The following is a 25573-nucleotide window of genomic DNA, read 5'->3' as shown; positions in this document are numbered from 1 at the left end:
ACATATCTTTTTATCTATTCTTCTCCTTCTCTTCTGCAATAGATATTTTTTTAAACTTATTTGCTTAGATGAATGACTGAAACAAAAGTTTAATCTTGTGTATATTGTTTAACTTTTATTTGCATTTGCGAGTGTGAACATTCATTATAGAATTGTTAGCTCAACTTCATTCGTCTCCATGCCCAATTCGGAATATGTCGCCACAAGTAGGTGAGTATACGCCAACGACAATCGATGATGCAGATATGACGACGCTTATTAATCGCTTTTATGATGCTGCGAGCCACCTTCTCAGTAGTCATTAACATGGGAAGGTTTGACGTACCAGCGAGTAGGGGAGTGTCAACAAATCCTGGACGAATATCTGTGAAGTGGATGTTAAGATGTTTGCTGTTAGCAAGTTGCTCTAATGCTTGTAGATAGGTGTTTTGCATTGCTTTCGTTGCACTGTAAGCAGGAGCAGGACCGAGCCCTTTTGTTCCTGCGATGGATGTAATACAAACGATGTGTCCACCCCCATTGGCTGCAAAATAACGAAAGACACACCCTACCATCCTTGTAAATCCGAGTGCGTTGGTTTCCATCGTTTTAAGTTCTATTTCAGCATCAAGATTAGGGTTTTTCCATCCGATCCCTGCTGCATGAAAGTAGAGTTCGAGTCCACCCATACGCTCAATAAGTTGCAGGAGAGTTGCTTCTGCAGCTTCGTCAGTTACATCAATCTGTGCGGTAAAGACATGCTCTGGAGCGGTATTTTGCAGGTCTGTCAGTTTGTCTGTACGACGAGCTGCTACACCCACAGTCCAACCCTCTCTGATGAGTAGTCGTGCCACTTCGTGACCGATACCACTGCTGGCACCTATAACGATTGCTCTTTTCATTTCAGTAAGTTCTTAGGTAATAATTTGTTGAGACTGTCATCGCGAATAATCTTTGGTGCAGCCTTACCTGGGAGTATCAATATTTTTTTACCATTTCGGTAGATGTGTAGCTGTCGTGATCGAATAACAGCTGTTATCTCTCCATCAGACTGTATCGCTTGCCATATTGGGTGATAAACGCCATCTTCATTGAATAGCTTCTTTTGTAGATGGGAACACATATTGGTTGTGTCGAGTTCTAACATCTATTTTCTTGAATTTGAATGTTATTGTTTGAATGCAAAGCTATTTCTTTGCCTTACTTTCTGCAAAGTTATGAAAATAAATCGTATAACAAGTAACAGAAAGAAAAAATACGTGTTGTACGTTGGAGAGAAAGTTTGTGATTGTTCGTGTGCTTTCCTTCTGTTTAAGGAGATAAAAAAAGGTGCAAACCACGTAACCCATTGTTCTACACCTCCCTCGCGGAAAGAGGGGGATTCGAACCCCCGATACCCTTTAGGGGTATACACGCTTTCCAGGCGTGCCTCTTCAACCACTCGAGCATCTTTCCTTGAGTGCCCTCCAAAATATATCGTTTATATATTGGACTCAAATTAGTTTGCAAAAATAGGATTTTAGTTTTACAATAAAGCGACCATAAAGTGTATTTTAAACTTCTTTAATATTTCGATAAGGTGTTATTTCTTTTTTTATTGTCAGTTGTAAGTAAGAGACTATTTGGTGATACGGTTATAACTACTTGTAAGATTGGGATTAAACTTTAATAGATTGTTCTTTTGTCGAGTAAAATATGACTTAAAAGACGAGAAAAATGTAATCATGAAGTCAATTGAAAGACAGATAGAGCTTTCTTGTGGTCATAGCTAACAGCACTTTTCTTAGGGTTTGTAGCAGTAAACACCTATACTTATTAATGCATAGATTCGAGCGAAAGCATGTCTTTGTGGAAATTGCTTCTTCGGAATTTCTCGGTTTAGAAGAGGGATGTGGTTCTTTTATGTGTATTAGCTTGGCAGAGATACAATAAAGAGGCAGTATCAAAAATGCTTTAATGCTGCCTCTTTTCGAATCTTTTCATATCCCCTGTTGAGAGTATAAGAGTGGACCTGGTGGGAGTCGAACCCACGTCCGCACAAGGAAACCATACGCTTTCTACACGTTTATTCCAGCCTTCGATTTTCGTATGTCGGCAAGACCTGGACCACCAACCGACATCTTATCCTCTAAATTTTCATCAGTGCAGCGAGGCATACACTGACTATTTCCGATTGAACCTGCATCGCTTACTCTCTGGATTCGGAACAACATCCTCGGAGCGATGTCTCGTCCAACTATCTAATAGTCGGATAAAGCCAGTAACCTACTGTACTTCGGTTAGGCAGCGAGAGCGTAATTGTTTTCGCCAATTAATTTTTCGATAACTGAGATTTAGGAGCCAGTCAACGATGCTCCGCGTGCTTACGTACCATCTCGTCTTGCCGTCAAATCCAAACAAGCCCATAGTACAATGAGGATTTTAGAGGTTAAAGGCGGTGTTATCCATCCTTATTTTCCCGTTTATCCTCTGCTGTTTCCACTGAATCAGACTGCAAATATAAGGAGAGTTCACGAAACTACCAAATCTTTAAGTACTTTTCTGCTTAATTTCATAGATAATTGCCCTCTGTCTGAATTTTGTTGTAACTTTGCAAGCACAACGCATTTGCGATGAAGATACAAGACATACAGAAACTATACGCTATGCTGCCACAGGCAGGAGCAATACAAAAGATACAGGAAGATAAGTCGATAAGAACTGTTTTCCTGCAGGGACTCGTGGCTTCAGCTGCTCCGATGTTCTTTGCATCAATAGCTGAACGATGGAAGACTACGACTGTTTTCGTGTTGAATGATAACGATGAAGCAGGCTATTTCTATAATGACCTCAAGACCATAGCTATGCCCGTTGATGGAGAAGGGAAGGTGGCGGAAGTGCTGTTTTATCCGTCGTCTTATCGTCGTGCCGTGAAATATGGACAGCGTGATGCGGGTAATGAAATCCTGCGCACAGAGGTCCTGACACGTCTTTCTGCACTTGCTTCGGAGACTAATAACGCTCTTCCACTCTATATTGTTACTGAACCTTCGGCTCTGTCAGAACTCGTTGTGTCAAAGAAACAGTTGGATGAACGTCGTTTGACATTGACAGTTGATCAGCATATTGATATTGTAGAGGTTGAAAAGACACTGCGTTCTTTTGGATTCACAGAGACTGATTACGTTTATGAACCGGGACAGTTTGCTGTGCGTGGTAGTATCATAGATGTCTATTCTTTCTCAAACGAACTTCCTTTTCGTATCGACTTCTTTGGTGATGATATTGAAACAATCCGTACTTTTGAAGTTGAAACACAGCTATCTAATGAGAAACTGAAACGTGTTGAGATTGTACCAGAGTTAGCTACATCCTCGGAAGAGAAGGTTCCATTCCTGCAGTTCCTGCCAGATGATGCGATATTAGCTTTTAAGGACTTCCTTTATGTTCGTGATGCGATAGATAATATCTATCAAGAAGGATTTACTAATCAGGCGTTGACAGAGAAACTCGAAGGTAAGACTGAGATGGAACAACGCGAATTAGAGCAGGCTTTCCGTAAGGAGGGACAGCTTGTTCCAGCCTCACGTTGGATGAATGATGCGCTTGACTTCCGTCGTATAGAGTTCGGTATTAATCATTCCAGTTCCGATTTAGCAAAGAAGAAAGATGGTTCACGGGCTACGATTACTTTTAGCACATCACCGCAACCGCTCTTTCATAAGAACTTCGACTTGCTTTCTAAGACCCTTCGTGACTATCTTCTTCAAGGTTATAAACTCTATATCTTTGCCGATAGTGAGAAACAGACCGTACGTCTTAGAGATATCTTCGACTCATTGTCAGAGACAAGTGTGTCACCTGACTCAGAGAATCTGTCCGTAGCCGATCTGTCTGGAGAGGGTGGGGATGCAACTGTGGGAGCTCTTCCTTTCACACCAGTCAACCGAACACTCCATGAAGGTTTTGTTGATAGTACGCTGAAAGTATGTTTCTTTACCGATCATCAGATTTTTGACCGTTTCCATAAGTACAACCTTAAGTCTGACAAGGCTCGTCAAGGTAAGATGGCTTTGACGATGAAGGAGCTGCAAGAGATGGAACCCGGCGACTTCCTTGTGCATGTTGACTTCGGAATTGGCAAGTTTGCCGGTCTGGTTCGTGTTCCTGCTGGCGACTCTTATCAGGAGATGATACGTCTTGTTTATCAGCATAATGATATTGTGGACGTATCTATCCATTCACTTTACAAAATCAGTAAGTATCGTCGTGGTGATAGTGGCGAGGCTCCACGACTGTCAGTTCTTGGTTCAGGTGCTTGGGATCGTCTGAAAGAAAGGGCAAAGAAGCGTATTAAGGATATTGCTCGTGACCTCATTAAGCTCTATGCTAAACGTCGTCGTGAAAAGGGATTTGCCTTTTCTCCTGATACGTTTATGCAGCACGAATTGGAGGCTTCATTCCTTTATGAAGATACACCCGACCAGTTGAAGGCTACACAAGAACTCAAACATGATATGGAAAGCACACGTCCGATGGATCGTCTGGTTTGTGGTGACGTGGGCTTTGGTAAGACGGAAGTAGCTATTCGTGCTGCTTTCAAGGCTGCTGTGGATAATAAGCAGGTTGCAGTGCTTGTGCCAACAACTGTATTAGCTTTCCAGCATTACCAGACTTTTAAGAAGCGATTGAAGGATATGCCTGTGCGTGTTGACTACCTCTCACGTGCTCGCAGTGCTAAACAAGCCAAACAGGTGTTGGAGGATTTGGCAGATGGAAAGATAAATATCCTTGTTGGTACGCATAAGTTGATAGGCAAGTCGGTGAAGTGGAACGACCTCGGACTGCTCATCATTGATGAAGAACAGAAGTTTGGTGTGTCTACAAAGGAGAAACTTCGCCAGTTGAAAACGAATGTTGACACGCTGACAATGTCGGCAACGCCTATCCCACGTACGCTCCAGTTCTCGCTGATGGGTGCACGTGACATGAGTATTATGCGTACACCGCCACCTAATCGTTATCCTATTCAGACCGAGATAGCTTCTTTTTCACATGAAGTGATAGCAGATGCAATCAACTTTGAGATGAGCCGTAATGGACAGGTTTATTTCGTTAACGATCGCATTAGTAACCTTCCTGAGATAGCAAACCTTATCAAGAAGTACGTGCCTGACTGTCGTATTGCTATCGGACATGGACAGATGAAACCTGAGGAATTGGAGGAGATAGTTATGGGCTTTATGAACTATGACTATGATGTACTGCTTTCAACAACGATTGTTGAGAATGGTATTGATATTTCCAATGCTAATACTATCATCATCAATGATGCTCATCGTTTCGGACTCTCCGACCTGCATCAGATGCGTGGGCGTGTCGGTCGTTCTAATAAGAAGGCTTTCTGTTATCTGCTTGCGCCACCTTTAGCTGCATTGAACCCAGAGGCACGTCGTCGTTTGGAGGCTTTAGAGACTTTCTCTGATCTTGGTAGTGGCTTTAATCTTGCTATGCAAGACCTCGATATCCGTGGTGCGGGTAACCTCTTAGGCTCTGAGCAGAGTGGTTTCATGGAAGATTTGGGATATGAAACCTATCAGAAAATCCTCAATCAGGCGGTAATGGAGCTGAAGAATGATGAGTTCCAAGATCTTTATGAAGAGGAGATGGAAGAAGGAAAGCAGATTACTGGTGATGATTTCATTGATGATTGTGCCGTAGAGAGCGACCTTGAAATGTACTTCCCTGATAATTACGTACCAGGCAGTTCTGAGCGTATGCTGCTTTATCGTGAACTGGATAATATTGAAAAAGACGAGGACCTCGATGCCTATCGTCAGCGTCTGCAAGACCGTTTCGGTCCTGTTCCTCGTCAAGGTGAGGAACTGATGCAGGTCGTTGCACTTCGTCGTGTGGGTAAGCGATTGGGTTGTGAGAAGATTATTCTCAAGCAGGGACGTATGCAAATGCAGTTCGTTTCTAATCCAAATAGCGTTTACTATCAGAGTGCTGCCTTTGATAAGGTTCTCAACTATATCGGTTCTCATCCCCGCCGTTGTAATCTGAAAGAGCGAAATGGCAAGCGTTCTATGGTGGTTAGTGACGTTAAAACGGTGGGAGAAGGTGTGAAAGTTTTAAGAGCAATAGAACAAGGGAACAAAATGTCTTTATGAAATGGATACCCTAAGTTCACTTTGAATATTCATCCAATGGTGGAAGACCAACCTCCTTCCGCCATTGATTGACCATTTTCTTATTAAGTAAAGGGCAGATCCCATTGCGATTTCTCTGTGTTCCGTATTTCTGAGGTCGCCCCTCTCTTACATCAATCCTGTCATGTAGAGCAGCAACTAAAGCAGCTTGAATGTTCCCTTCTGTCGCAGCTCTCTCCAACATAGGTAGATATTCTTTCTGTACGTCCAAGGGTGCATGCTGAATGATTATCCATGCTGCCTCACAAGCAGAAGTGCCTACTTCTGTCTTTTTAGGGAAGCCGTGTTCTTTCAATATTTGCCTTATCTCGACTTGGTTGAGAGAGTCAATACTATCAGCACGAAGCCTTAACGCTATATCATATTGTGTCTCCTCATGGTGCAACTGTCGGCTCAATATCCATTGTGTCCTATAAGCTTGGTCACGTTCAAGCATCTCTTCTAAATGGTTCTTCAGTGATAAATCATAGTTATAGATATCTGCTCGCTTATCAAACTCATCTTCATAAGAAGGCACAGTAGCAGAGTCTGGCATCTGATAGTAATCTTTTTCCATTCTTATACGGTGCTTATCAAACTTATAAGCAGCCTCTTCTTTATCAACCATACGTAATTTATAAGCAACACTTGATAACTTGGAAGGAAAGATGTAACGATCATCTGCGAATGCTTCAGTATATACACGGATGGCATCATCATAACGCCCTTGCTCATAAAGAGAGTCGGCATGGAAGATAAGACGCCAATAATCATTCTGTGAGGAAGGCTTCTTGATATCTGAAGACATTAATTTAGGAGTGCTGTTAGAAAGGTTGAATCGTTTTAGAGTTGAGTTCTTCATATCTTCTAAAATAGAGCCAACTAACTCTAAATGTTCCAATCGGGTGATATCCCAATTATAATGTCCACAAGAGGCATAGGACTTATTCCTACTCTGAAGAACATAAATTATACCTTTCGTTTTATCATCTTTCAACACCCTATCTACACATATTATCCGATGTTTCCTCTTTTTACGAAGAGGTTACGCCATACTATATTGGGCTGCTGTGCTTGTTTCGGTTCATTAAAGAAAGTACGATAAACAAATAATGCACCGTCATCCCTTATTTCATAGTCAGGCTCTGCTGTAATAATACCATTGTTGGCGAAGCTCCAGCTGTTACTATTGGTGGGTTTAAGAGAGTCTAATTGAAAAGGGACATCTCGCCTTATTTCATTCAGCATACGTTGTTCTTCTGTAAGTTTAACAGAGCTACATGCGAATAGTAAAGATGAAAGGATAATAGTTAAGATAATTTTATTCATGGGGTAATGTGTTAGTTTTTACAAATATACAAATTATTTCTATTATCATATATGTGAGCAAGTATAAAATTAAACAAAAAACTTGCGAAATTGATAAATGATGCTTAAATTTGCGTACATTAGAAAATCAATAAATAAAGAATTATGATTAAGAAATATGTAGAAGAGAATAAAGACAGAATGCTCGAGGAGTTATTCAGTCTGATACGCATACCAAGCGTAAGTGCACAACCAGCTCATAAGGAGGACATGGTACGCTGTGCTGAGCGTTGGAAGGAGTTGCTGCTTGAGGCAGGTGTTGACAAAGCTGAGGTGATGCCATCAAAGGGTAATCCTATGGTTTACGCTGAGAGAATTGTTGACCCTAATGCAAAGACAGTATTGGTTTATGGTCACTATGACGTGATGCCAGCAGAGCCATTTGAACTTTGGAAGACTGAACCTTTTGAGCCAGTTATCAAGGATGGTCATATCTGGGCTCGTGGTGCAGATGATGATAAGGGACAATCATTTATGCAGGCAAAGGCATTCGAGTATCTTAACAAGAATGACTTGTTGAAGCATAATATGAAGTTCATCTTTGAAGGTGAGGAAGAGATTGGTTCTGGTAGCCTCGGTCCATTCATAGAGGAACACAAGGAACTCTTGGCTTGCGATGTTATCCTCGTTTCTGACACAGGTCTTATTGGTCCTGATACCCCTTCTATCACAACCGGTTTGCGTGGTTTGTCTTACTGGCAGATAGAGGTGACTGGTCCTAACCGTGACCTTCACTCAGGAACTTTTGGTGGTGCAGTGGCTAACCCTATCAATGTACTTTGTAAGTTGATAGCTGACGTAACTGGTCCTGATGGTAAGATTCTCATTCCTGGCTTCTATGATGATGTTGAGGAGGCTTCAGATGAGGAGCGTAAACTCGTAGCATCTATTCCTTTCAATGAAGAGGAATATAAGAAGTCTCTCGGTGTGAAGGCACTCTTTGGTGAGGAAGGTTACAGTACTATTGAGCGCACTGGCTATCGTCCAACATTCGACGTATGTGGTATCTGGGGTGGTTACACGGGTGATGGTGCGAAGACTGTTATTCCATCAAAGGCATACGCAAAGCTTTCTTCACGCCTTGTGCCACATCAGGATCATACAAAGATTAGCCAGTTGGTAGTGGACTATTTCAACAGCGTTGCTCCTGATTATGTCACAGTGAAGGTAGAGAAGCATCATGGTGGTCATGGCTATGTCTGTCCTATCGACTTCCCAGCCTATAAAGCTGCTGAGCGTGGCTTCGAAGCTGTATTCGGTAAACGTCCACTGCCAGTACGTATCGGTGGTAGTATTCCAATTATCTCTACTTTCGAGAAGTTGCTCGGTGTGAAGACTGTTCTCATGGGCTTCGGCTTGGAGTCAAATGCTATTCACTCTCCGAACGAGAATATGCCTGTTGACCTTTGGATGAAGGGTATTGAAACTATCATTCACTTCCATCTCGAGTACGATAAGGAAGCATAAGTTTGGCATTAAGACACAGTAAGCTGTGTCAAGACATAGTAACAAAGAAACGTTGTTCTCTGTTGTAGCAAATTCTTTTCATGTAAAAGAAAGGTTTACATCGGAGAATAACGTTTCTTTGTTTATACAATAAGTCCCTTGCAAGTCTATTTGCTTGCAAGGGACTTATGTCTGTTTAGTTCTCTGCTGTTATGAGCATTGGCATATAAAGGCGAACTTGAAGTTCTGTTAGCCAAGCAGAGTGTGCAGTTAAACTTTCAATTTCTTGAGGGGGAAGAGCTGTCAAACTTGTTCCCACGCTTCGTGCTATTTCTTCACTTTCTTTCTGTGGTATCTTCTGCTCTAATGCTGTCCAATTGATAGATTTCTTAATCTTTTCAATAATAGCTGTATATGCGGATTTACTTTCTAATCCTTTTAATTGTGCAATGTCTTCTTCTGTAATTGCGTGTGCTTGCCATACATCAGGATGAACGTTATCATCTTTCAGGTTGTTCACGAATCCATGAATAAGTCTTTCTGAACAGTCCCACTCTAAAGGAACATACGCAAAATGTTCCTTACCGACATAGGTTTGATATAGATTTTCAGTTCTCTGCATTTTCTTTACTCTATCCATCATCAAACTGATAGTACTCATCGCCAAGCTAAAGATATTTTTTGTTTTATCTGCTGAGATAGCACTATTACCGGCATCACTGACAATGATGAAGTCTGTATGAAACCTACTTTTATCTTGGCTTAGCTTATGCCCTCCTTGATTATCATAAACACCACCATCAATTAATTTTGGCGCTTCGGGCTTATTAGAACATTGACTATAGTCTTCTGTTAGATGTTTCTTGTCAATTGTAATAGGAGTAAAACCATAAGGGACACAGGACGAAGCCATAACAGCACTTGCTATTGGAAAATCCTGTGTGTTGAAAATAGATCTTCCATTTATTCGATAAGCATATTCTCCCATGTCTTTTTTAGAGAAGAAGAACGGTCTTTGTGTGGCGATATTTGTGGAGTTGATACATAATGAAGGTGTGTCAGGTAGGTCGCTAAGTGTCTTTCCCTTAAAGAAAACTTTGTTGTATAAACGTGAGACGAACTTACTTGTAGGAATTGTTACAAAGGAGTGTTTGAGACAATAGATAAGTAGTAGGAAGAAACTAAGTACTCCTACTAAGGCTGCACATATACCAGAGAAGATAGGTTGATGAGGGAACAGAATGCTCATAAGGCGTGCTGTGATATGGCTTAGTAGTATGGATGTAGCTAACAATAAAACGCTTACAATGATAAGATACGTGATGGATAACCACAACACTCCCTTTGCGAGACTTTGAGTAAAGCTTTTTTCAAAGTCTTCATAGTTGTCTTTGTTTAGTGCATAGTAGGCTGCTGTTATAGAACCGCCAGAAACAGAAGAGATAACATCTACTTTGTTTAAAATACCAAGACGGTGTAATGCACGTAGAGTACCAATGTGGTACGCTGCGGCTCTGTAGCCTCCACCGGATAAGGCTAAGCCAATTTTCTTTTTTGTGGTGTTCATGATTCGTAAGTTTTGATACTGGGATGAAACGTTGTGTAAAAGGACTTAGTCTCGTGTTGTTTGATGTCAAATCTTTATATGAATGACTTTATCTTCATAATACTCAACAGCTACATCGTCAGTAGGGTTATTACTAAGTGGACTTTATATCAATTAATAATTCGTTGAGCCTTTACCTTTGGTTTTCATCGTATATATTCAGAGTCGTTTGATAGTTTAGGTGATACTCTGAACAAGAAGGGATGAGGCTCTTTGAATAGTATGTGTTCTTAGTTGGTTTGAGTCAATTGGTAGTTATATAGAAGCGTAGTAATACTTTCTAACGTAAACAACCATATTCCTAAGGAGTTATGGCTGTTGGTGTATTTTCTAAATAGTTTGTCTTTTTCTTGTAGAAGTTTTTATTTTGGCATCTTTGGATATTTTCTGAACCATCCGTCTATTCGGAGTCGGATGACACCGAAGAAGGCTTCGGAGAAGATACCACCACTCATCTTACTGGTTCCCTCACGGCGATTGACGAAGATAACTGGTACTTCCTTGATTTTGAAACCAATCTTGAAGGAGGTGTACTTCATTTCAATCTGGAAGGCATAGCCTTTGAAGCGAACCAAGTCTAATGGGATTGTCTCAAGGACACGACGACGATAACATACAAAGCCTGCAGTAGTGTCATGAACATGGAAACCTGTTACGGCACGAACATATTTGCTGGCAAAGTAACTCATCAGTACACGTCCGATTGGCCAGTTGACAACGTTTACGCCACTAACATAGCGTGAACCAACGGCAACATCGTAGCCTTCATCGTGGGTAGCTGCATAGAGACGAGGAAGATCATTAGGGTCATGACTAAAGTCTGCATCCATCTCGAAGATGTAGTCGTAGCCATGTTCCAATGCCCACTTGAAGCCAGTTATATAGGCTGTACCTAATCCTAACTTACCTGAACGCTCAATGATAAAGAGACGGTCTGTAAACTCTGTCTTTATCAGATTATGTACGATTTGAGCTGTCCCGTCAGGACTGCCATCGTCAATTACCAGAATATGAAAAAACTTCTCCAATTGGAATACCGCTCGGATAATCTTCTCTATATTCTCCTTTTCGTTGTATGTCGGTATGATTACAATGCTATCGCTTGTCATAGATTTTTGTTTTTTGCAAAAGTAGTATATTTACCTGAAAGTAACAAAAATATCAGGTTGTTTCAACATTTAAATGTTTCCTTGATAGTAAATTGTTTCTGCCCATTCGGGTATCTCGCAAGTGTATTGCTTTATTACCTCTCCTTCAGACATACGGAAAAGTAATTTAGCATCCTCATTATTGATAGAATTGTCGTAAACGTATGTTCTGTCAGCAATTTTTGATGCAATAGCACAATTTATAATTGAACGATTGTATCGTGATATAATTTTGGTAATGGGAACATCGTGTCCACCTTCCAAAACTCGTTTAGCTATTCTTGAAGCATTAATTGTAGGAGAAGCAGTTGAAACAAAGAATAAGCGTATAAAAAAACCTGCATCTTTTGCTCGTTTTATGTAATCTATCTTAGATTCAACTGATAAAACGGTTTCAAATATAATGCTTTGTTTCTTCTCTAAACACTCTTCTCTTAAGCGTTCAGAATAATCAACAGCCTTCATAATAGCCTCATGAGAATTCCAATCGCCAAATTTCTCTTGTGCTATAATATCTGGATTAATGTATATAGCATTCTCCATCCATTCATGATGTAGAATTCGAGAGGTAATAGTCGTCTTACCAGACCCATTAGGTCCAGCAATAACTATAAGAACTGGGCGATGATTTTCATTTATCATAGAGAAGTCATTGGGTTGGAAATATTTTTATTATTCCATTCCTTTAATCTTTTGGCAGCTTCTTTACGAAGTTGAGAGAATAGTTGTTGGTGAGCTTTCTCGTCTCTTTTCTTAGCTATTGCAGCAGCCTCACGCATAAGTTGTGAAAGGACCTCGTCAGAAGGCTCTTCAGCGCCCGTCAGTTTATATGTATCAATCGTTTGTTTACTCATAATGATTCTTTTATACTGATAGGACAAATGTAGTATAAAAATATGATACTAACAAGTTTTTGTCTGTTTTTATTGGTCTGGGTTCTCTATGTAGCCTTGGTATTCGGGAGTAAGACCATCCATGACAGAAGTGTATGCTTCATTCATGGTTTTCTTCTCATACTCTGTACCTTTCCCGTTAGGGAAGATAGGTTGGTGAATGGTGAGACGGAGTCGGTGCCATTGAGGGAAATGCCAATCCTTAGTGCGTGGCATGACATCGAAAGAACCATTGATGGTCAGTGGACAAACTGGCAATTGAAGTTCGTCTGCCAGCATGAAAGCTCCACGACGGAACTTACCCATGTGCCCTGTAAAGCTACGCGCACCTTCGGGAAAGACGACAACCGACATACCTCCACGAAGTGTCTCACGTGCTGTGTCGTAAGTCTTTTTGATCTTACTTGCGCCACTTTTATCCACATAGATATGATGTGCTTTCTCGCATGCCAATCCTACCAATGGAATCTTACGGATTGCTTTTTTCATCATCCATTTGAAATTTCTTCCAAGAAAGCCGTAGATGAGGAAGATGTCAAAAGATCCTTGATGATTGCTAACAAAGACATAGCTCTGCTTGGGGTCAAGATGTTCACGTCCTTCAATCTTTACGGGAAGAAAGAGTATTCGAATGGTAAACCATGACCACCATTTCCCAGGGTAGTATCCCCAGAAGTGCCCATTACCGAGTTGACAACCTATAGTTGTTGTTAATGCAGTAAGAATAGATGCAATGAGAAAAAGTGGGAAGGCAATTAAAAGTATGTAGATTCTATACAAAAACGTAATAACCATTATGGCTATTGAATTTTGCCTTTGTTGTTGTGATGCAATATTACTCATAGATATATTCTTTTTTATTTTATTTCTTAACATGTAATGTTATCACAGCTATCTCGTTAGGCATATTGAGACGGAAAGGAACGAGCCCTCCTAATCCTGCTGTTATATTGAGGTAACGTTCGTTCTCTTCATAGAGCCCATAGTCTTCTGGTTGTCGGATACTGGTTGGACGCCATCCGAATAGTTGCATCTGTCCTCCGTGTGTATGCCCACTGAGTGTCAGCTGTGCTGTTGTCTTTGGGAGTATAGAACGTTTCCATGCTGATGGGTCGTGTTGTAGCATAATTATAAATGCGTTAGGACCTATCCCTTGGACCGCTTTCTTATAGTCAGAATAGTTTGGGAAAGGCGGTTTGCCATCGTTCTCTGTGCCACAGATATAAATTGACTCCTTTGCAGGTGTTGTAATACAAGTGTTTTGATTCCGTAAAAGAGTCCAGCCTAAGACATCTTTTTCTGCATTTACCAATCGTGCTTCTTGTGCAGCCTTCTCTTTGGCATCACCCTTGATATATTCCGTATAATCATGGTTCCCTAAGATGGAAATCGTTCCTTTCATAGGTTGGCGGATTAGCGAAGCCATCTGTTCAATCTCTTCTGGGCGTATATTCTGCAAATCACCAGTAAAACAAATAAGGTTAGCTTTTTGCTTTTCAATGCTATCCATCTCTGCTTTGAGAATCTTACTGCGCCATCCATTGAAAGTTCCGAGGTGTAAATCAGATACGTGTACAATACGATAACCGTCAAAAGACTTGGGTAAATCCTTGAAATATAGGTCTACATGCTTTACTTGTATGTTTGAAACTCCGTAGGTAAGCCCATAGATAAATGTGCCGACAGCAAAGAAGCCAAGGAATATACCTATGTAATGTCCCCAGTTTCTATTTGTACGAATGATGTATTTACGGACTATTGAGCCTAAGAGGGATGTAAAGGCGAAAATAGCCTTAGGACCAACAAATAATCCGAGGAGGAACAGATAGGTGTTCAGCCAAGTAAGGTTATCAGGTGCAAAGTTACGAATGGATGCCATTGCACAGGTATAGATAACCATACCTATGCAAGGTAACCACCACAAAAGGCGTTGCCACCAAGTAGTGTGGTAACGCTTGCGGAAATAGTGTAAGTCAATGTATAGGTCAGACAGCACTATTATTAATATAAGATATATAACGATTCTCGCTATCATTTCTTCAATAGAGTAGAGGCAAGATACTTCCTTAAAGTCTCAACAGGCTGATTACGACGGCGTGCATAATCTACTAATTGGTCGTCATCAATCTTGCCTAAATCGAAATATCGACTTTGAGGATGTGCAAACATAAAACCTGATACACTGGCATGTGGTACCATCATTCCATTTTCTGTAAGCTTGATACCAATGCCCTTCATGTCTAACAGCTCATATAGAAGAAAGTTCATACTTGTGTCAGGGATGGAAGGATAGCCTACAGCTGGTCGTATGCCTTGGTATTTCTCTGTAAAAATCTCCATTAGAGTAAGCTGCTCGTCAGGTGCATAGCCCCAATACTTTTTACGAACATCCTCGTGTATCTTCTCTGCTGTAGCTTCTGCTAATCGATCAGCTAATGTCTGAGAAAGCATACGCTGGTAGGGATCTTGTTCATTGTTGCTGGTAAATTCTTCATCAACAGAGGTCGCAAAGAGTCCAATCGTATCCTTGATGCCCGAAGATGCAGGGCGTATGAAATCAGCAAGGCATAGGTTTGGTTTGCCTGAAATAACTTTTTGCTGGCGTAACATAGGGACACGTGTTCCATTGATGATTATATCATCGCCTTCACTATTGGCTTCACATAGCGCAAAGACAGCACGTGTGTGGTATTTTCCTTCCATATCAGCCAACAAGTTCTCTGCTTCATTACGCAGTTCTTGTTGTGCATCTTTAGCCTTTCCATTCATTGACCACGCATAAAAGAAGTATGCCCAGTTGATGTAAGGAGAGACATCGCTGAGATTGTATGTTATAATCTTACTTTTGTTATCTACTTTATTTTTGTCCATTATGAATCATTTTTCATTTCGGAAAGTAATCCTTTCACCACGTATAGTGTTGTCAAACTCTCCATTGTTTAGTAGATGATGTCCATTACAGAAGGTATGTAAGACACGCCATAGATAGGTGTGTCCCATCATTGGACTCCATTTACATTTACTTTGAATACAATCTTCGTCTACTGTCCAAGGTTGGTTTGGTGAGACGATTGTGATGTCAGCTTTATATCCTTTACGTAAGAAGCCTCGTTGGTCTATGCGGAAGAGACGTGCTGGTGCGTGTGACATCAGCTCTACCATTTGCTCGATTGTTAGTACTCCTTCGTCAACCAATTCAAGCATTGTGACAAGTGAGAACTGAATCATTGGCATACCTGATGCTGCCTTAGAGCAACCACCTTGCTTCTGTGCCAATAGGTGTGGGGCATGGTCGGTACCAATCACTCTGATACGTCCATCTGTGAGCGCCTGTCGAATAGCTGTTCGGTCAGTAGTCGTTTTCACAGAAGGGTTACACTTTATAAGTGCTTTCTTCGTAAGATAGTCTTCGTTAGAGAAAGCAATGTGTGCAATGACAGCCTCTAAAGTAATCCTTCCTTCATCTTCTGGCTGAGCACCCAATGATAGTTCTCTTGCTGTAGAAATATGTGCAATGTGGAGTTGAGTCTTATATTTTCTTGCTAATTCCACAGCTAATAGCGAGGAAGCCCAGCAAGCTTCGTCGCTACGTATTTCCCAATGGTGTGTAATGTCAGGGTCCTCGCCAAAGCGTTCCTTGGCAGCTTTCATGTTTTCATTGATGATACCCGAATCCTCACAGTGTGTCATTACTGGGAGGTTTAGCTCTGCAGCAGTACGGAAGGTCTGTTCCAAGGCTTCACGTCTATCAACAAGCATATTACCAGTTGAGGCTCCCATAAAGAGTTTTATTCCGGGAATAGTGTGGACATCCAACTGAGGGAGCAACTTATAATTAGTATTTGTAGCACCAATGAAGAAGCTATAGTTCACATAACTTGATTGTTTTGCACGTTCCCACTTCTCTTGTAAAGCCTCCAGAGTTGTTGTCTGCGGGTTGGTGTTTGGCATTTCAAAGTAAGAGGTAACGCCACCGTATGCAGCAGCACGACTCTCACTTTCAATATCAGCCTTTTCCGTTAGTCCCGGCTCACGAAAGTGAACATGGTCATCAATAACACCCGGTAAGACAAAGCACCCCGTGGCATTGACAATTTCGTCAAATATACCACGGGGTGTTTCGTTATTTTCTATAATCTCTATGATACAATCGTCCTCTATGATGAGCGAACCAATGAAGCTTCGCCCTTCGTTGACGATTGTTCCGCCTTGAATGAGTTTCCTCATATTTTCTTGCTGTTAGGGGTTGTTTGTTTTCTATTCTGAGATAAGACTTAAGCTCGTATATAAATGTCTCAGAAGTAGTTGGAAAGTTTTTTACACAAAGACTACTGAACAAAAGGGTATGTAAGATTTACTCTGGAATAGAGTCGCCTGCCATCTCTGCAGGAGTTGGAGGCGCTACTGCTGCGTTAGGAGTTGTTCCTGCTGCATCAGTTAATCCTGCTGGGTCAACCATTCCATTCATTTCTTTTTGTGCTTGTAAGAAGTCTGTATAGAATGCTTTTATCTGAGGGTTTTTCTTAAAGCTATCTGTTGCCTTACTCATAATGTACTCAATCCAAGATGGTAACTGATTAACAGCATTGGTATACATATAATCATTCATCCATACAGGGTAAGCATTAGGTGTTGTCTCGTAGCTGATACGTGTAAGGAAACACCATGGACCAAGAATGTTGTTGAAGTTCTCTGTAATGAACTTCGTAAATAGTTTGTCACCCTTGTCATATACGTTCAATGCCTTCTTAATAAGCTGAGCATTCACCGTCTCCTCATCATGACCATTCATAATGGCAGCACTTTCCTCGTGATCTATTTCTGCATATTGATTGCGGAGCTGTATAAACTTTGTCCAGAAATCATTTAGTTTGTCATTCAGCGGTGTGCCACTAACACGCTGCTGAGTGTTGTCCAATTTAACGGTAATATCTCCCTTCTCAATAACAACAGGGAACTGTAGGTTGATATCATCCATGAAAATCTGTGCGATCTTAGTAGAGTCAACAGTTCCATGAAAGGCAAACTGACCATGAACAACATCACATGAGTCTAAGTCAATCAGTGAGTCAGCTTGGTCTGTTTTCAAATACAATTTTCTTCCATCCAAACTTGATACGTTAGATGTTCCCTGTATATTGAAGGAGTTGGCACATGACGTAAACGCTATGAGCGTCAGAAGTGCGTAAAGAATTCTATTCATAGTTCATTAAACTGGTTCTGTTTCTTCTCTGACAAAATTACATTCTATAATTGAAGTCGAGAAACTTTTTTATTCAAATTAAAACTATCTCTAAGCTTTTAGCTTTTTTAGGTACTTGGACTTTCGCTTTCCTTTTTTAGTTCGTAGCTGATACGATGAGTTGTATACATCTCGATGATAGCAGAAATGAGTAAGAGTATAACCCAATTGTGATGGAAGATACTTACATAACTGCTATAACCATCTAATGAGCCTGCAAATAGCGGACGAAAGAAATGATAGGAGTCTTCTACCATAAAGAGTCCAGCAAGGATAAATCCCCAACCTGCCAGAGACATAATCTTGCGTAAGCGACGAATAGAAAGAGTTGTTCCAAGGTAACGCTGACGAGACTGCATAAGTGCAAATGCAACAGCACCTGCAAGCATTAGCCAGCAAGCAATCGGTTGTATCAACAGAAAAGCGTACAAGCCTGCACCTGCAACCATTATTATTCCTCCCAAAAGGTAAATAATAGATTCGAGTTTATTCAGTTGTCTCATTTTTGGCTGTGTTTTCAGTTTGTTGCTCATCATCGCTCAATACGAAGATGTCTTCATTATCAGCTTTCATAAAGTAACGTTCCCGAGCTACACGTGCAATTGCCTTTGGATCTGTTTTAAGTTCCTTAAGTTGTTGCATGTCATGCTGGTATTGGTTATCATACTTTTGGATTTCAGTTTTTAGGTCTTCAATCTGATAAGCATACTCTATACGTTTCATAAAACTGTTCTCATCCAGTACGCCTACAATGAGTACGCCCAAAATGATGACGATATGAAATTTAAATCGACTGAAAAAATTGAAAATATGTCCAGTAATCTTACTCACTTCTTTACATTCTTTTTTGCAAAAGTAAGGAAAAGATTGCATATGGGCGTATTAAACATATATATTTTTAGCAAATTAACAATTTAATTCTTCCTACCTTCCTCCTCTTTTCTTAACTTTTATTACCTTTGCATATACAATTAGATTTTAAAGTTATGGATGAATATATTGTTTCGGCGCGAAAGTACCGTCCTATGTCCTTTGATTCTGTTGTTGGACAGCAGGCGTTGACTACTACGCTGAAGAATGCTGTGAAGAGTGGCAAGCTGGCTCATGCTTACCTTTTTTGCGGTCCACGAGGTGTGGGTAAAACTACTTGTGCTCGTATCTTTGCGAAGGCTATTAACTGCGAACATCCAACGGCTGACAGCGAGGCTTGTAACGAGTGTGAGAGCTGTAAAGCGTTCGGAGAAGGACGAAGTTATAATATCTTCGAATTAGATGCCGCCAGCAATAACTCTGTTGAGAACATCAAGTCATTGATGGAGCAGACCCGAATCCCGCCACAGGTAGGACGTTATAAGGTCTTTATCATCGATGAGGTTCACATGCTCTCTACAGCAGCCTTCAATGCTTTTCTTAAGACTTTGGAGGAACCACCCGCACACGTTATCTTCATTCTTGCTACGACTGAGAAGCATAAGATTCTCCCAACGATTCTTTCCCGCTGTCAAATCTACGACTTCGAGCGTATGACAGTTCCAAACATCATCAGCCATCTTAAAAGTGTTGCTGAGAAAGAGAATATACAGTTTGACGAAGAGGCATTGAGTGTTATTGCAGAGAAAGCTGATGGTGGAATGCGTGATGCACTCTCTATCTTCGATCAGGCTGCAAGTTTCTCTCAGGGAAATATCACTTATCAGAAGGTGATAGAGGACTTGAATGTACTTGATGCTGAGAATTATTTTAATATTGTCGACCTTGCTTTAGAGAATAAGGTAAGTGAGGTGATGGTACTTTTGAATACGGTTATAAATAAGGGATTCGATGGTGGACACCTTGTAAATGGCTTGGCATCTCATGTCCGTAACGTGTTGATGGCAAAGGATGCTCAGACACTTCCATTGCTTGAGGTGAGCGAACAGTTGCGTAATCGTTACCAATTGCAAGCACAGAAGTGTCCTGTCAGCTTCCTTTATACAGCATTGCAGATTATGAATCGCTGTGATGTGGAGTATCGTCAGAGTTCCAACAAGCGTTTGTTGGTAGAACTGACGCTTATTCAAGTGGCGCAGATTACGCAGAAGGATGATGATGTCCCAGCCTCGGGGCGCAGCCCTAAGCGATTAAAATCCCTGTTCAAGAATCTTATTCTGAAGGCTCAACCGAAACCGACTCCGCAGGTGGTCGGGAGCCTGAAGCGTGATGATGATACTGTTCGCAACTCTAATGATGGTGGGACAGTATCAGTTGAGGTTGTGTCTTCACCAGAAAAGTCTATTGCAGAGACTTCTGGTGTACGTCCTAAAATGAGTGTTTCCTCAGGTCTTCCGAATTCTGTAAATCTTGGTTCATTGACGATGTCGTTCGATAATCTGCTTAGAACCGATAAGAAGAAAAAGCAGGAAGAGGAAGTTGAAATAACCAATAAGGATGAAAACGAAAGGTTTTCACAGCAAGACCTTGTTGTGAGTTGGCGTGCTATGTGCTCTCGTATGCCAGAGCGTATGCAGGCTTTGGCACAGCGTATGAAGAATATTACGCCTACTATCACAGAGTATCCAGCAATCTTGGTGCTTGCTGATAACAATATTCAGCTCAACGAAATGCTAACTATCAAGTCGCGTATTCGTGCCACATTGGCAAAGGAATTACGTAATGGACAGATAGAAATAGCAATTCGTCTTGCCAAGCATGATGAAATCAAGCCGATACTTACGCCTCGTGAGTCTTTCGATAAACTGCTGGAAGCACATCATCCTGTAAAGAAGCTTGTAGAAACGTTAGGCTTGTGTTTGGATTAAAGTGAAATTTGTCTTAGTCTTTCCGTCTTCTACAAATAACTTGTTTCCTTGTTTGTTGATAGTTGTAAACTATTTTCGCACCTTTCAAAACCAATACATGGTCTTTTGGCTTCGAAAAGATGCTCAATTGGCTTGGAAAAGATGCCCTTTTGGGGTGTTACTAACGCCCTTTTGAAGTCCAATTAAGCACCTTTTCTTGTATGACTTTGTAATAGGTTGATTTTCTGCTGGTTGTGGATATGTTTTTTGCACGTATTTTTGCCTTTAGTTTGCAGGTGTTTTATTTGGGGAAGTGTAATGATTTTTCAACCCCTTATCGGTATTTTGAGGCATTAAAATGGAAATGCTCTCTGAGTCGGAGGGCGAGGACAAAATGAATTGTTGGTACTCTGTTATTTGTGCGCAGGTACATTATTATAAAAGTTAAAATAGCGTAATGGTGTTTATGTTCGGCATTATTTCAGTATTTTTGCACGTTATTTAGGCAATGAGAAATAAGAGCATTATATTCCTATTATCCTTTGTTGTTGTGTTTGCAATGGCAAGTGTCAACATGCCTGTGCCTCAAGGTAAGAAAACCAAGAAGGCTAAGGCTAACGCCGTTGTGGTTGATACGCTACTGAAAGGACAGACACCAAAGGTTAGTAAGGAGGTTGATAAGAATATTCCAGATACCGCGAAGATGGATTCTCTTCAGTTGGCTATCTATCATCATAATAAGGCTATAGACGATTCTATTCGTGCCGACAGCATGATGCGTGCGCGCTCAAATGGAATTGATGTACCTGTGAAGTATTCTGCAGAGGACTCTCTCGTTTATGATGCGGAGTCGGGTACTGCATACTTGTATGGTGGCTCGAAAGTTGATTATGAGAATATGAAGCTTTCAAGTGATAAGGTAGACATGAATCTCAATAAGAGTACTGTGCGTGCAACAGGTACGGCAGACTCTACTGAAGAGGGTGGAATTAAGGGAAAGCCAGTCTTTACAATGGGTAAAGACGAGTATAAGAGCGATACGATGGCTTTTAATTTCAAGTCAAAGAAGGGCTTGATTAAAGGTATCTATACCGAACAGCAGGATGGTTTCCTTAGTGGAGAAGTAGGAAAGCGTGATTCTACGGGTTCTGTTTATTTGCAGCATGGACGTTATACCACATGTGATAAAGCCCATCCTGATTTTTATATTGCCCTTTCGCGTGCAAAGGTTCGTCCGGGTAAGGATGTTGTTTTTGGTCCAGCTTATCTCGTTGTGGCTGATGTACCTTTACCATTGGCAATTCCATACGGCTTCTTTCCTTTCTCAAAGAAGTATTCAAGTGGTTTTATTATGCCAAGCTATGGTGATGAAAGTGATCGTGGTTTCTATCTTCGTGATGGTGGTTACTACTTTGCCATTAGTGATAAATGGGACTTGAAACTCTTAGGTGAAATCTATACCAGAGGTTCTTGGGGTGTTTCTGCAGCCAGCAACTACCGCAAGCGTTATAGATATTCTGGTTCATTCCTCTTTAGTTATCAGGACTCAAAGACTGGTGACAAGGGATTGCCAGACTTTGCAGAGCAGGAGAGTTTCAAGATTCAATGGAATCATCGCCAAGATCCTAAGGCTAATCCTTACAGCTCTCTCTCGGCAAGTGTGAACTTTGCGACATCAAGCTATGAGCGTAACAACCTCAATAGTATGTATAATCCGCAGACACTCACACAGTCTACTAGAACTTCTTCTGTAAGCTGGAGCACAGGTTTTTCAAGTATTGGACTCTCTTTGAGTGCTACTACGAACCTTGCACAGAATATGCGTGACTCTTCTATTCAGATAACACTGCCAGACTTGAACATTAGTTTGAGCCGATTCTACCCTTTCAAGCGTAAGCATCTTGTGGGTAAGGAACGTTGGTATGAGAAGATTTCGATGAGCTATACGGGTCAGTTGGCTAATTCTATCTCAACGAAGGAAGATAAACTCTTACACTCTAATCTGATCAAAGACTGGAAGAATGCTTTTCAGCATACAATTCCTGTACAGGCAAACTTCACCTTGTTTAATTATATCAATGTGACGCCATCTTTCAATTTTACGGATCGTATGTATTCTAAGAAGGTGACACGTGGATGGGATAACACTCTTCAGAAAGAGGTGGTAAGAGACACTACGTATGGCTTCCATAATGTATATAATTGGAGCATGAATGTAGGTGCCAGCACTAAGTTGTATGGTTTCTGGACACCTAATAGAAAACTTTTTGGTGATAAGATTCAGGCTATCCGCCATGTTATCACGCCACAGGTTTCATTCTCTTATTCACCTAACTTCGGTGCACGCCGTTATGGCTATTATGACAGCTACCAGTACACCGATGCAAGCGGTAATGTGAAACTTGTTGAGTACTCTCCTTATCAGGATGAACTCTATAGTGTGCCGGGTAAGTACAAGACTGAGATGATTAGTTGGGATGTTAGCAATAACCTCGAAATGAAAATCAAGAGCGACAAAGATACGACTGGTTATAAGAAGATAAGTATCATTGATGAGTTAGGAGCCAGTATGTCTTACAATGCTGCAGCAGACTATCATCGTTGGAGTGACCTTAGTATGCGTCTACGTTTGAAGTGGTGGAAGAATTATACCTTCTCAATGAATGCACAGTTTGCTACCTATGCTTACGAACTTGATGCTAATGGTAAGCCTTACGTAGGTAATCATACTGAGTGGGGGTATGGTCGTTTGCCTCGTTTTCAAGGTATGTCGCAGAACTTCTCATTCACTTTGAATCCAGAGAAGTTGAAGAAGTGGTTCGGACGTAAGGATGATAAGAATGACGACAAGGTGACGGAAGAGAGCGATGGGCCTGATACCAATATCGAATCGAATATGGACGATGACCTTGAGAAAGGAAAGCATGCAGCTAAGAAGAAGCGTGGTAATATTGCTGAGACGGATGACGATGGTTACATGAGTTTCAATATGCCATGGTCATTGACAATCGGTTATGGTATTACGATGCGTGAGAATACAGCGGGTAGGTTCAATACTAAGACGATGCGTTACCCTTATAAGTTCACACAGACGCTGAACTTCTCTGGTAATATTCGTATCAGTGATGGCTGGAACATTAACTTCTCAAGTGGTTACGACTTTGAAAACCATGCGATGAGTATGACAACAGCCAGCCTGTCACGTGACCTACACTGTTTTAATATGAGTGCTTCTGTAGTTTTAGCACCATATACATCTTACAACTTTACCTTCCGTTGTAATGCTGCAACGCTGACAGATGCGTTGAAATATGATAAACGAAGCGGTATCACCAATGCGGTACAGTGGTATTAATAAGATAAACTACAACTTATATGACGGACGGTTTTTCCGTCCGTCCTTGATTTATGAATCCTTTATAAACAACACAACTGTTTGAAAGATATGAAGAAGCAAACACTGGCTATTCATCAGGCTTACAAGCGTAGGGATGCTTACGATGCGTTAAGTATGCCAGTCTATAATGCTGTTGCTTTTGAATTTGACAATGCGGAAGTGATGGCTGATGCCTTTTGTGGACGTATTGATGCTCCTGATTATTCACGTGTGGAAAACCCAACGGTGACGAATCTCGAACAGCGTGTTAAGACTTTGACTGGAGCTGAGAATGTTATCGCCCTTAACTCAGGCATGGCTGCTATCAGCAATACGCTGCTTTCTTTGATGATATTAAACAGGCTTTGGAAGTATGATAAAGACTTATAACTTTGACGAGATAATCGACCGTTCGGGAAGTGGTGACTTGAAGCATGAGGCACTTCTTCCACGTTGGGGACGTAATGACTTGTTACCACTTTGGGTGGCTGATATGGACTTTGCTACTCCTGATTTTGTTGTGGATGCCCTTAAAGACCGTCTTTCACATCCTATCTTTGGTTATACCATAGAACCATCTGACTATCGCCCTGCTATCATTGATTGGATATGTGCGCATCATGCTTGGGAAGTAAAGCCAGAGTGGTTGAGTTTTATTCCCGGTATCGTAAGGGGTATTGGTTTTGTTGTAAATGTATTCACAGAGTCAGGCGAAAAGGTGATAATACAACCACCTGTCTATCATCCATTCCGTTTGACACCAGAGGCTAATCATCGTAAGGTTGTCTTCAATCCGCTTCGTCTCCGTGAAGACGGATATTATGATATGGACTTTGAGAATCTCGCAAAGGTATGTGATGATAAATGTCGTTTACTAATCCTCTCTAATCCTCATAACCCTGCAGGATTGTGTTGGTCGGAAGATACATTACGCCGCTTGGCAGACTTCTGTTATGAGCATAATATTCTTGTCATTAGCGATGAGATACACAGCGATATGGCTCTCTTTGGCAATCGTCATACACCATTTGCAAGTGTGTCAGAGCATGCTGCGGAAATTAGTATTACTTTTGCAGCACCGACAAAGACCTTTAATATGGCAGGTATCGTTAGTTCGTATGCCATTGTTCCGAATGAAGAACTGCGTAATCGTTTCTATGGTTGGTTGAAGGCAAACGAATTAGATGAGCCTACACTCTTTGCCCCAATAGCCACGATAGCTGCTTACCGAAAGGGAGAGGAGTGGCGTAAACAGATGTTGGCGTATGTAGAAGACAATATTCTCTTTGTCGAAGACTTCTGTCGTGAACATATTCCAAGTGTTCGTCCACTTCGTCCACAAGCAAGTTTCCTTGTTTGGTTGGATTGTCGTGACCTTGGATTGAAGCACAAAGAACTATTAAACCTCTTCATTGACAAAGCTCATTTAGCTTTAAATGATGGTAGAATGTTTGGTCCCGGAGGTGAAGGTTTTATGCGTTTGAATATCGGTACACCACGTTCTATACTTCGTCAGGCGTTGGAGCAGTTGGCAAAAGCCGTAAATGAATTATAAAATAGAATATGTT

General features: G+C 41.1%; 20 protein-coding genes, 1 tRNA gene, 1 other RNA gene and 1 pseudogene. 6 read left to right on the top strand and 17 right to left on the bottom strand.

From position 1 onward, the window contains the following. Nucleotides 1-155: 155 nt before the first annotated feature. The 4 genes from J5A56_RS11865 to ssrA form a co-directional block, all read right to left on the bottom strand. Nucleotides 156-881, bottom strand: coding sequence for an SDR family NAD(P)-dependent oxidoreductase (locus J5A56_RS11865; protein WP_021672111.1), 726 nt, complete (start codon nt 879-881; stop codon nt 156-158). Next, nucleotides 878-1126, bottom strand: coding sequence for a hypothetical protein (locus J5A56_RS11860; protein ID WP_021672112.1), 249 nt, complete (start codon nt 1124-1126; stop codon nt 878-880). Before J5A56_RS11860 ends, J5A56_RS11865 begins: the two co-directional genes overlap by 4 nt. A gap of 220 nt (nt 1127-1346) precedes the next feature. Then, nucleotides 1347-1434, bottom strand: a tRNA-Ser gene (locus J5A56_RS11855). A gap of 548 nt (nt 1435-1982) precedes the next feature. After that, nucleotides 1983-2383, bottom strand: a transfer-messenger RNA (tmRNA) gene (gene ssrA, locus J5A56_RS11850). 208 nt (nt 2384-2591) lie between these two features. Here ssrA and mfd point away from each other — a divergent pair. Continuing rightward, nucleotides 2592-6131: a transcription-repair coupling factor gene (gene mfd / locus J5A56_RS11845; protein ID WP_021672114.1), complete on the top strand. Its 3540-nt coding sequence runs from the start codon at nt 2592-2594 to the stop codon at nt 6129-6131. Nucleotides 6132-6147: 16 nt separating this feature from the next. On the opposite strand, the gene J5A56_RS13620 is transcribed toward mfd, so the two are convergent. Beyond that, nucleotides 6148-7011 (bottom strand): DUF6624 domain-containing protein, encoded by an 864-nt coding sequence (locus J5A56_RS13620; RefSeq protein ID WP_249112101.1) that lies wholly within the window; start codon nt 7009-7011, stop codon nt 6148-6150. Between the two features lie 152 nt (nt 7012-7163). Further along, nucleotides 7164-7478: a hypothetical protein gene (locus tag J5A56_RS13615; RefSeq protein WP_249112100.1), complete on the bottom strand. Its 315-nt coding sequence runs from the start codon at nt 7476-7478 to the stop codon at nt 7164-7166. 144 nt (nt 7479-7622) lie between these two features. Here J5A56_RS13615 and J5A56_RS11835 point away from each other — a divergent pair, with 144 nt between their 5' ends. Next, complete coding sequence (locus J5A56_RS11835) at nt 7623-8984, top strand: dipeptidase (RefSeq protein ID WP_021672116.1); 1362 nt, start codon at nt 7623-7625, stop codon at nt 8982-8984. A gap of 175 nt (nt 8985-9159) precedes the next feature. Here J5A56_RS11835 and J5A56_RS11830 read toward each other — a convergent pair whose 3' ends face one another. The 11 genes from J5A56_RS11830 to J5A56_RS11780 all read right to left on the bottom strand — a co-directional run bounded on the left by J5A56_RS11830 (nt 9160) and on the right by J5A56_RS11780 (nt 18683). After that, nucleotides 9160-10530, bottom strand: coding sequence for a patatin-like phospholipase family protein (locus J5A56_RS11830; protein WP_021672117.1), 1371 nt, complete (start codon nt 10528-10530; stop codon nt 9160-9162). A gap of 401 nt (nt 10531-10931) precedes the next feature. After that, complete coding sequence (locus J5A56_RS11825; protein WP_021672118.1) at nt 10932-11678, bottom strand: polyprenol monophosphomannose synthase; 747 nt, start codon at nt 11676-11678, stop codon at nt 10932-10934. Nucleotides 11679-11747: 69 nt separating this feature from the next. Then, the gene (locus J5A56_RS11820; RefSeq protein ID WP_021672119.1) at nt 11748-12359 is read right to left on the bottom strand and encodes a zeta toxin family protein; all 612 of its coding nucleotides are present in this window, start codon (nt 12357-12359) and stop codon (nt 11748-11750) included. Next, nucleotides 12356-12571, bottom strand: coding sequence for a hypothetical protein (locus J5A56_RS11815; protein WP_021672120.1), 216 nt, complete (start codon nt 12569-12571; stop codon nt 12356-12358). Before J5A56_RS11815 ends, J5A56_RS11820 begins: the two co-directional genes overlap by 4 nt. Before the next feature lie 69 nt (nt 12572-12640). After that, a complete protein-coding gene (locus J5A56_RS11810; RefSeq protein WP_051305139.1) occupies nt 12641-13453 on the bottom strand; it encodes a lysophospholipid acyltransferase family protein in 813 nt (270 codons plus the stop codon). 19 nt (nt 13454-13472) lie between these two features. Next, on the bottom strand, nt 13473-14645 hold the full coding sequence (locus tag J5A56_RS11805; protein WP_021672122.1) for a metallophosphoesterase: 1173 nt from the start codon (nt 14643-14645) through the stop codon (nt 13473-13475). Continuing rightward, nucleotides 14642-15481 carry a vitamin B12 dependent-methionine synthase activation domain-containing protein gene (locus tag J5A56_RS11800; protein WP_021672123.1) on the bottom strand — a complete coding sequence of 280 codons (840 nt, stop codon included), beginning with the start codon at nt 15479-15481 and terminating at the stop codon, nt 14642-14644. The genes J5A56_RS11805 and J5A56_RS11800 overlap by 4 nt, the downstream gene beginning before the upstream one ends. Before the next feature lie 6 nt (nt 15482-15487). Further along, nucleotides 15488-16837 carry a dihydroorotase gene (locus J5A56_RS11795; RefSeq protein ID WP_021672124.1) on the bottom strand — a complete coding sequence of 450 codons (1350 nt, stop codon included), beginning with the start codon at nt 16835-16837 and terminating at the stop codon, nt 15488-15490. Between the two features lie 127 nt (nt 16838-16964). Then, nucleotides 16965-17813 carry a DUF4369 domain-containing protein gene (locus J5A56_RS11790; protein ID WP_021672125.1) on the bottom strand — a complete coding sequence of 283 codons (849 nt, stop codon included), beginning with the start codon at nt 17811-17813 and terminating at the stop codon, nt 16965-16967. A gap of 107 nt (nt 17814-17920) precedes the next feature. After that, complete coding sequence (locus J5A56_RS11785; RefSeq protein WP_021672126.1) at nt 17921-18355, bottom strand: hypothetical protein; 435 nt, start codon at nt 18353-18355, stop codon at nt 17921-17923. Continuing rightward, on the bottom strand, nt 18339-18683 hold the full coding sequence (locus tag J5A56_RS11780) for an FtsB family cell division protein (protein WP_036919977.1): 345 nt from the start codon (nt 18681-18683) through the stop codon (nt 18339-18341). Before J5A56_RS11780 ends, J5A56_RS11785 begins: the two co-directional genes overlap by 17 nt. Before the next feature lie 155 nt (nt 18684-18838). Between J5A56_RS11780 and J5A56_RS11775 the strand changes: the two genes are divergently transcribed. The 4 genes and pseudogenes from J5A56_RS11775 (at nt 18839) to J5A56_RS11760 (ending at nt 25560) form a co-directional block, all read left to right on the top strand. After that, on the top strand, nt 18839-20650 hold the full coding sequence (locus tag J5A56_RS11775; RefSeq protein WP_021672128.1) for a DNA polymerase III subunit gamma/tau: 1812 nt from the start codon (nt 18839-18841) through the stop codon (nt 20648-20650). 487 nt (nt 20651-21137) lie between these two features. Further along, nucleotides 21138-23984, top strand: a complete 2847-nt coding sequence (locus tag J5A56_RS11770) for a putative LPS assembly protein LptD (RefSeq protein ID WP_021672130.1) — start codon at nt 21138-21140, stop codon at nt 23982-23984. A 90-nt stretch (nt 23985-24074) separates the two neighbouring features. Continuing rightward, nucleotides 24075-24356, top strand: a pseudogene (locus tag J5A56_RS11765) (PLP-dependent transferase); the annotation flags it as partial. 22 nt (nt 24357-24378) lie between these two features. Beyond that, nucleotides 24379-25560: a MalY/PatB family protein gene (locus J5A56_RS11760; protein ID WP_021672132.1), complete on the top strand. Its 1182-nt coding sequence runs from the start codon at nt 24379-24381 to the stop codon at nt 25558-25560. Nucleotides 25561-25573: the final 13 nt, after the last annotated feature.

This window comes from Prevotella melaninogenica (assembly GCF_018128065.1).
Taxonomy (GTDB): domain Bacteria; phylum Bacteroidota; class Bacteroidia; order Bacteroidales; family Bacteroidaceae; genus Prevotella.
The sequence above is the reverse complement of the archived record's forward strand: the minus strand, read 5'-3'. Positions and strand labels throughout refer to the sequence as shown.

Coding starts and splice junctions, on each gene's coding strand:
- J5A56_RS11795 (WP_021672124.1), bottom strand. CDS start 16,837: ATGAGGAAACTCATTCAAGGCGGAACAATCGTCAACGAAGGGCGAAGC.
- J5A56_RS11825 (WP_021672118.1), bottom strand. CDS start 11,678: ATGACAAGCGATAGCATTGTAATCATACCGACATACAACGAAAAGGAG.
- J5A56_RS11775 (WP_021672128.1), top strand. CDS start 18,839: ATGGATGAATATATTGTTTCGGCGCGAAAGTACCGTCCTATGTCCTTT.
- J5A56_RS11815 (WP_021672120.1), bottom strand. CDS start 12,571: ATGAGTAAACAAACGATTGATACATATAAACTGACGGGCGCTGAAGAG.
- J5A56_RS11860 (WP_021672112.1), bottom strand. CDS start 1,126: ATGTTAGAACTCGACACAACCAATATGTGTTCCCATCTACAAAAGAAG.
- J5A56_RS11800 (WP_021672123.1), bottom strand. CDS start 15,481: ATGGACAAAAATAAAGTAGATAACAAAAGTAAGATTATAACATACAAT.
- J5A56_RS11770 (WP_021672130.1), top strand. CDS start 21,138: ATGAGAAATAAGAGCATTATATTCCTATTATCCTTTGTTGTTGTGTTT.
- J5A56_RS11820 (WP_021672119.1), bottom strand. CDS start 12,359: ATGATAAATGAAAATCATCGCCCAGTTCTTATAGTTATTGCTGGACCT.
- J5A56_RS13620 (WP_249112101.1), bottom strand. CDS start 7,011: ATGAAGAACTCAACTCTAAAACGATTCAACCTTTCTAACAGCACTCCT.
- J5A56_RS11805 (WP_021672122.1), bottom strand. CDS start 14,645: ATGATAGCGAGAATCGTTATATATCTTATATTAATAATAGTGCTGTCT.
- J5A56_RS13615 (WP_249112100.1), bottom strand. CDS start 7,478: ATGAATAAAATTATCTTAACTATTATCCTTTCATCTTTACTATTCGCA.
- J5A56_RS11835 (WP_021672116.1), top strand. CDS start 7,623: ATGATTAAGAAATATGTAGAAGAGAATAAAGACAGAATGCTCGAGGAG.
- J5A56_RS11760 (WP_021672132.1), top strand. CDS start 24,379: ATGATAAAGACTTATAACTTTGACGAGATAATCGACCGTTCGGGAAGT.
- J5A56_RS11830 (WP_021672117.1), bottom strand. CDS start 10,530: ATGAACACCACAAAAAAGAAAATTGGCTTAGCCTTATCCGGTGGAGGC.
- J5A56_RS11785 (WP_021672126.1), bottom strand. CDS start 18,355: ATGAGACAACTGAATAAACTCGAATCTATTATTTACCTTTTGGGAGGA.
- mfd (WP_021672114.1), top strand. CDS start 2,592: ATGAAGATACAAGACATACAGAAACTATACGCTATGCTGCCACAGGCA.
- J5A56_RS11810 (WP_051305139.1), bottom strand. CDS start 13,453: ATGAGTAATATTGCATCACAACAACAAAGGCAAAATTCAATAGCCATA.
- J5A56_RS11790 (WP_021672125.1), bottom strand. CDS start 17,813: ATGAATAGAATTCTTTACGCACTTCTGACGCTCATAGCGTTTACGTCA.
- J5A56_RS11865 (WP_021672111.1), bottom strand. CDS start 881: ATGAAAAGAGCAATCGTTATAGGTGCCAGCAGTGGTATCGGTCACGAA.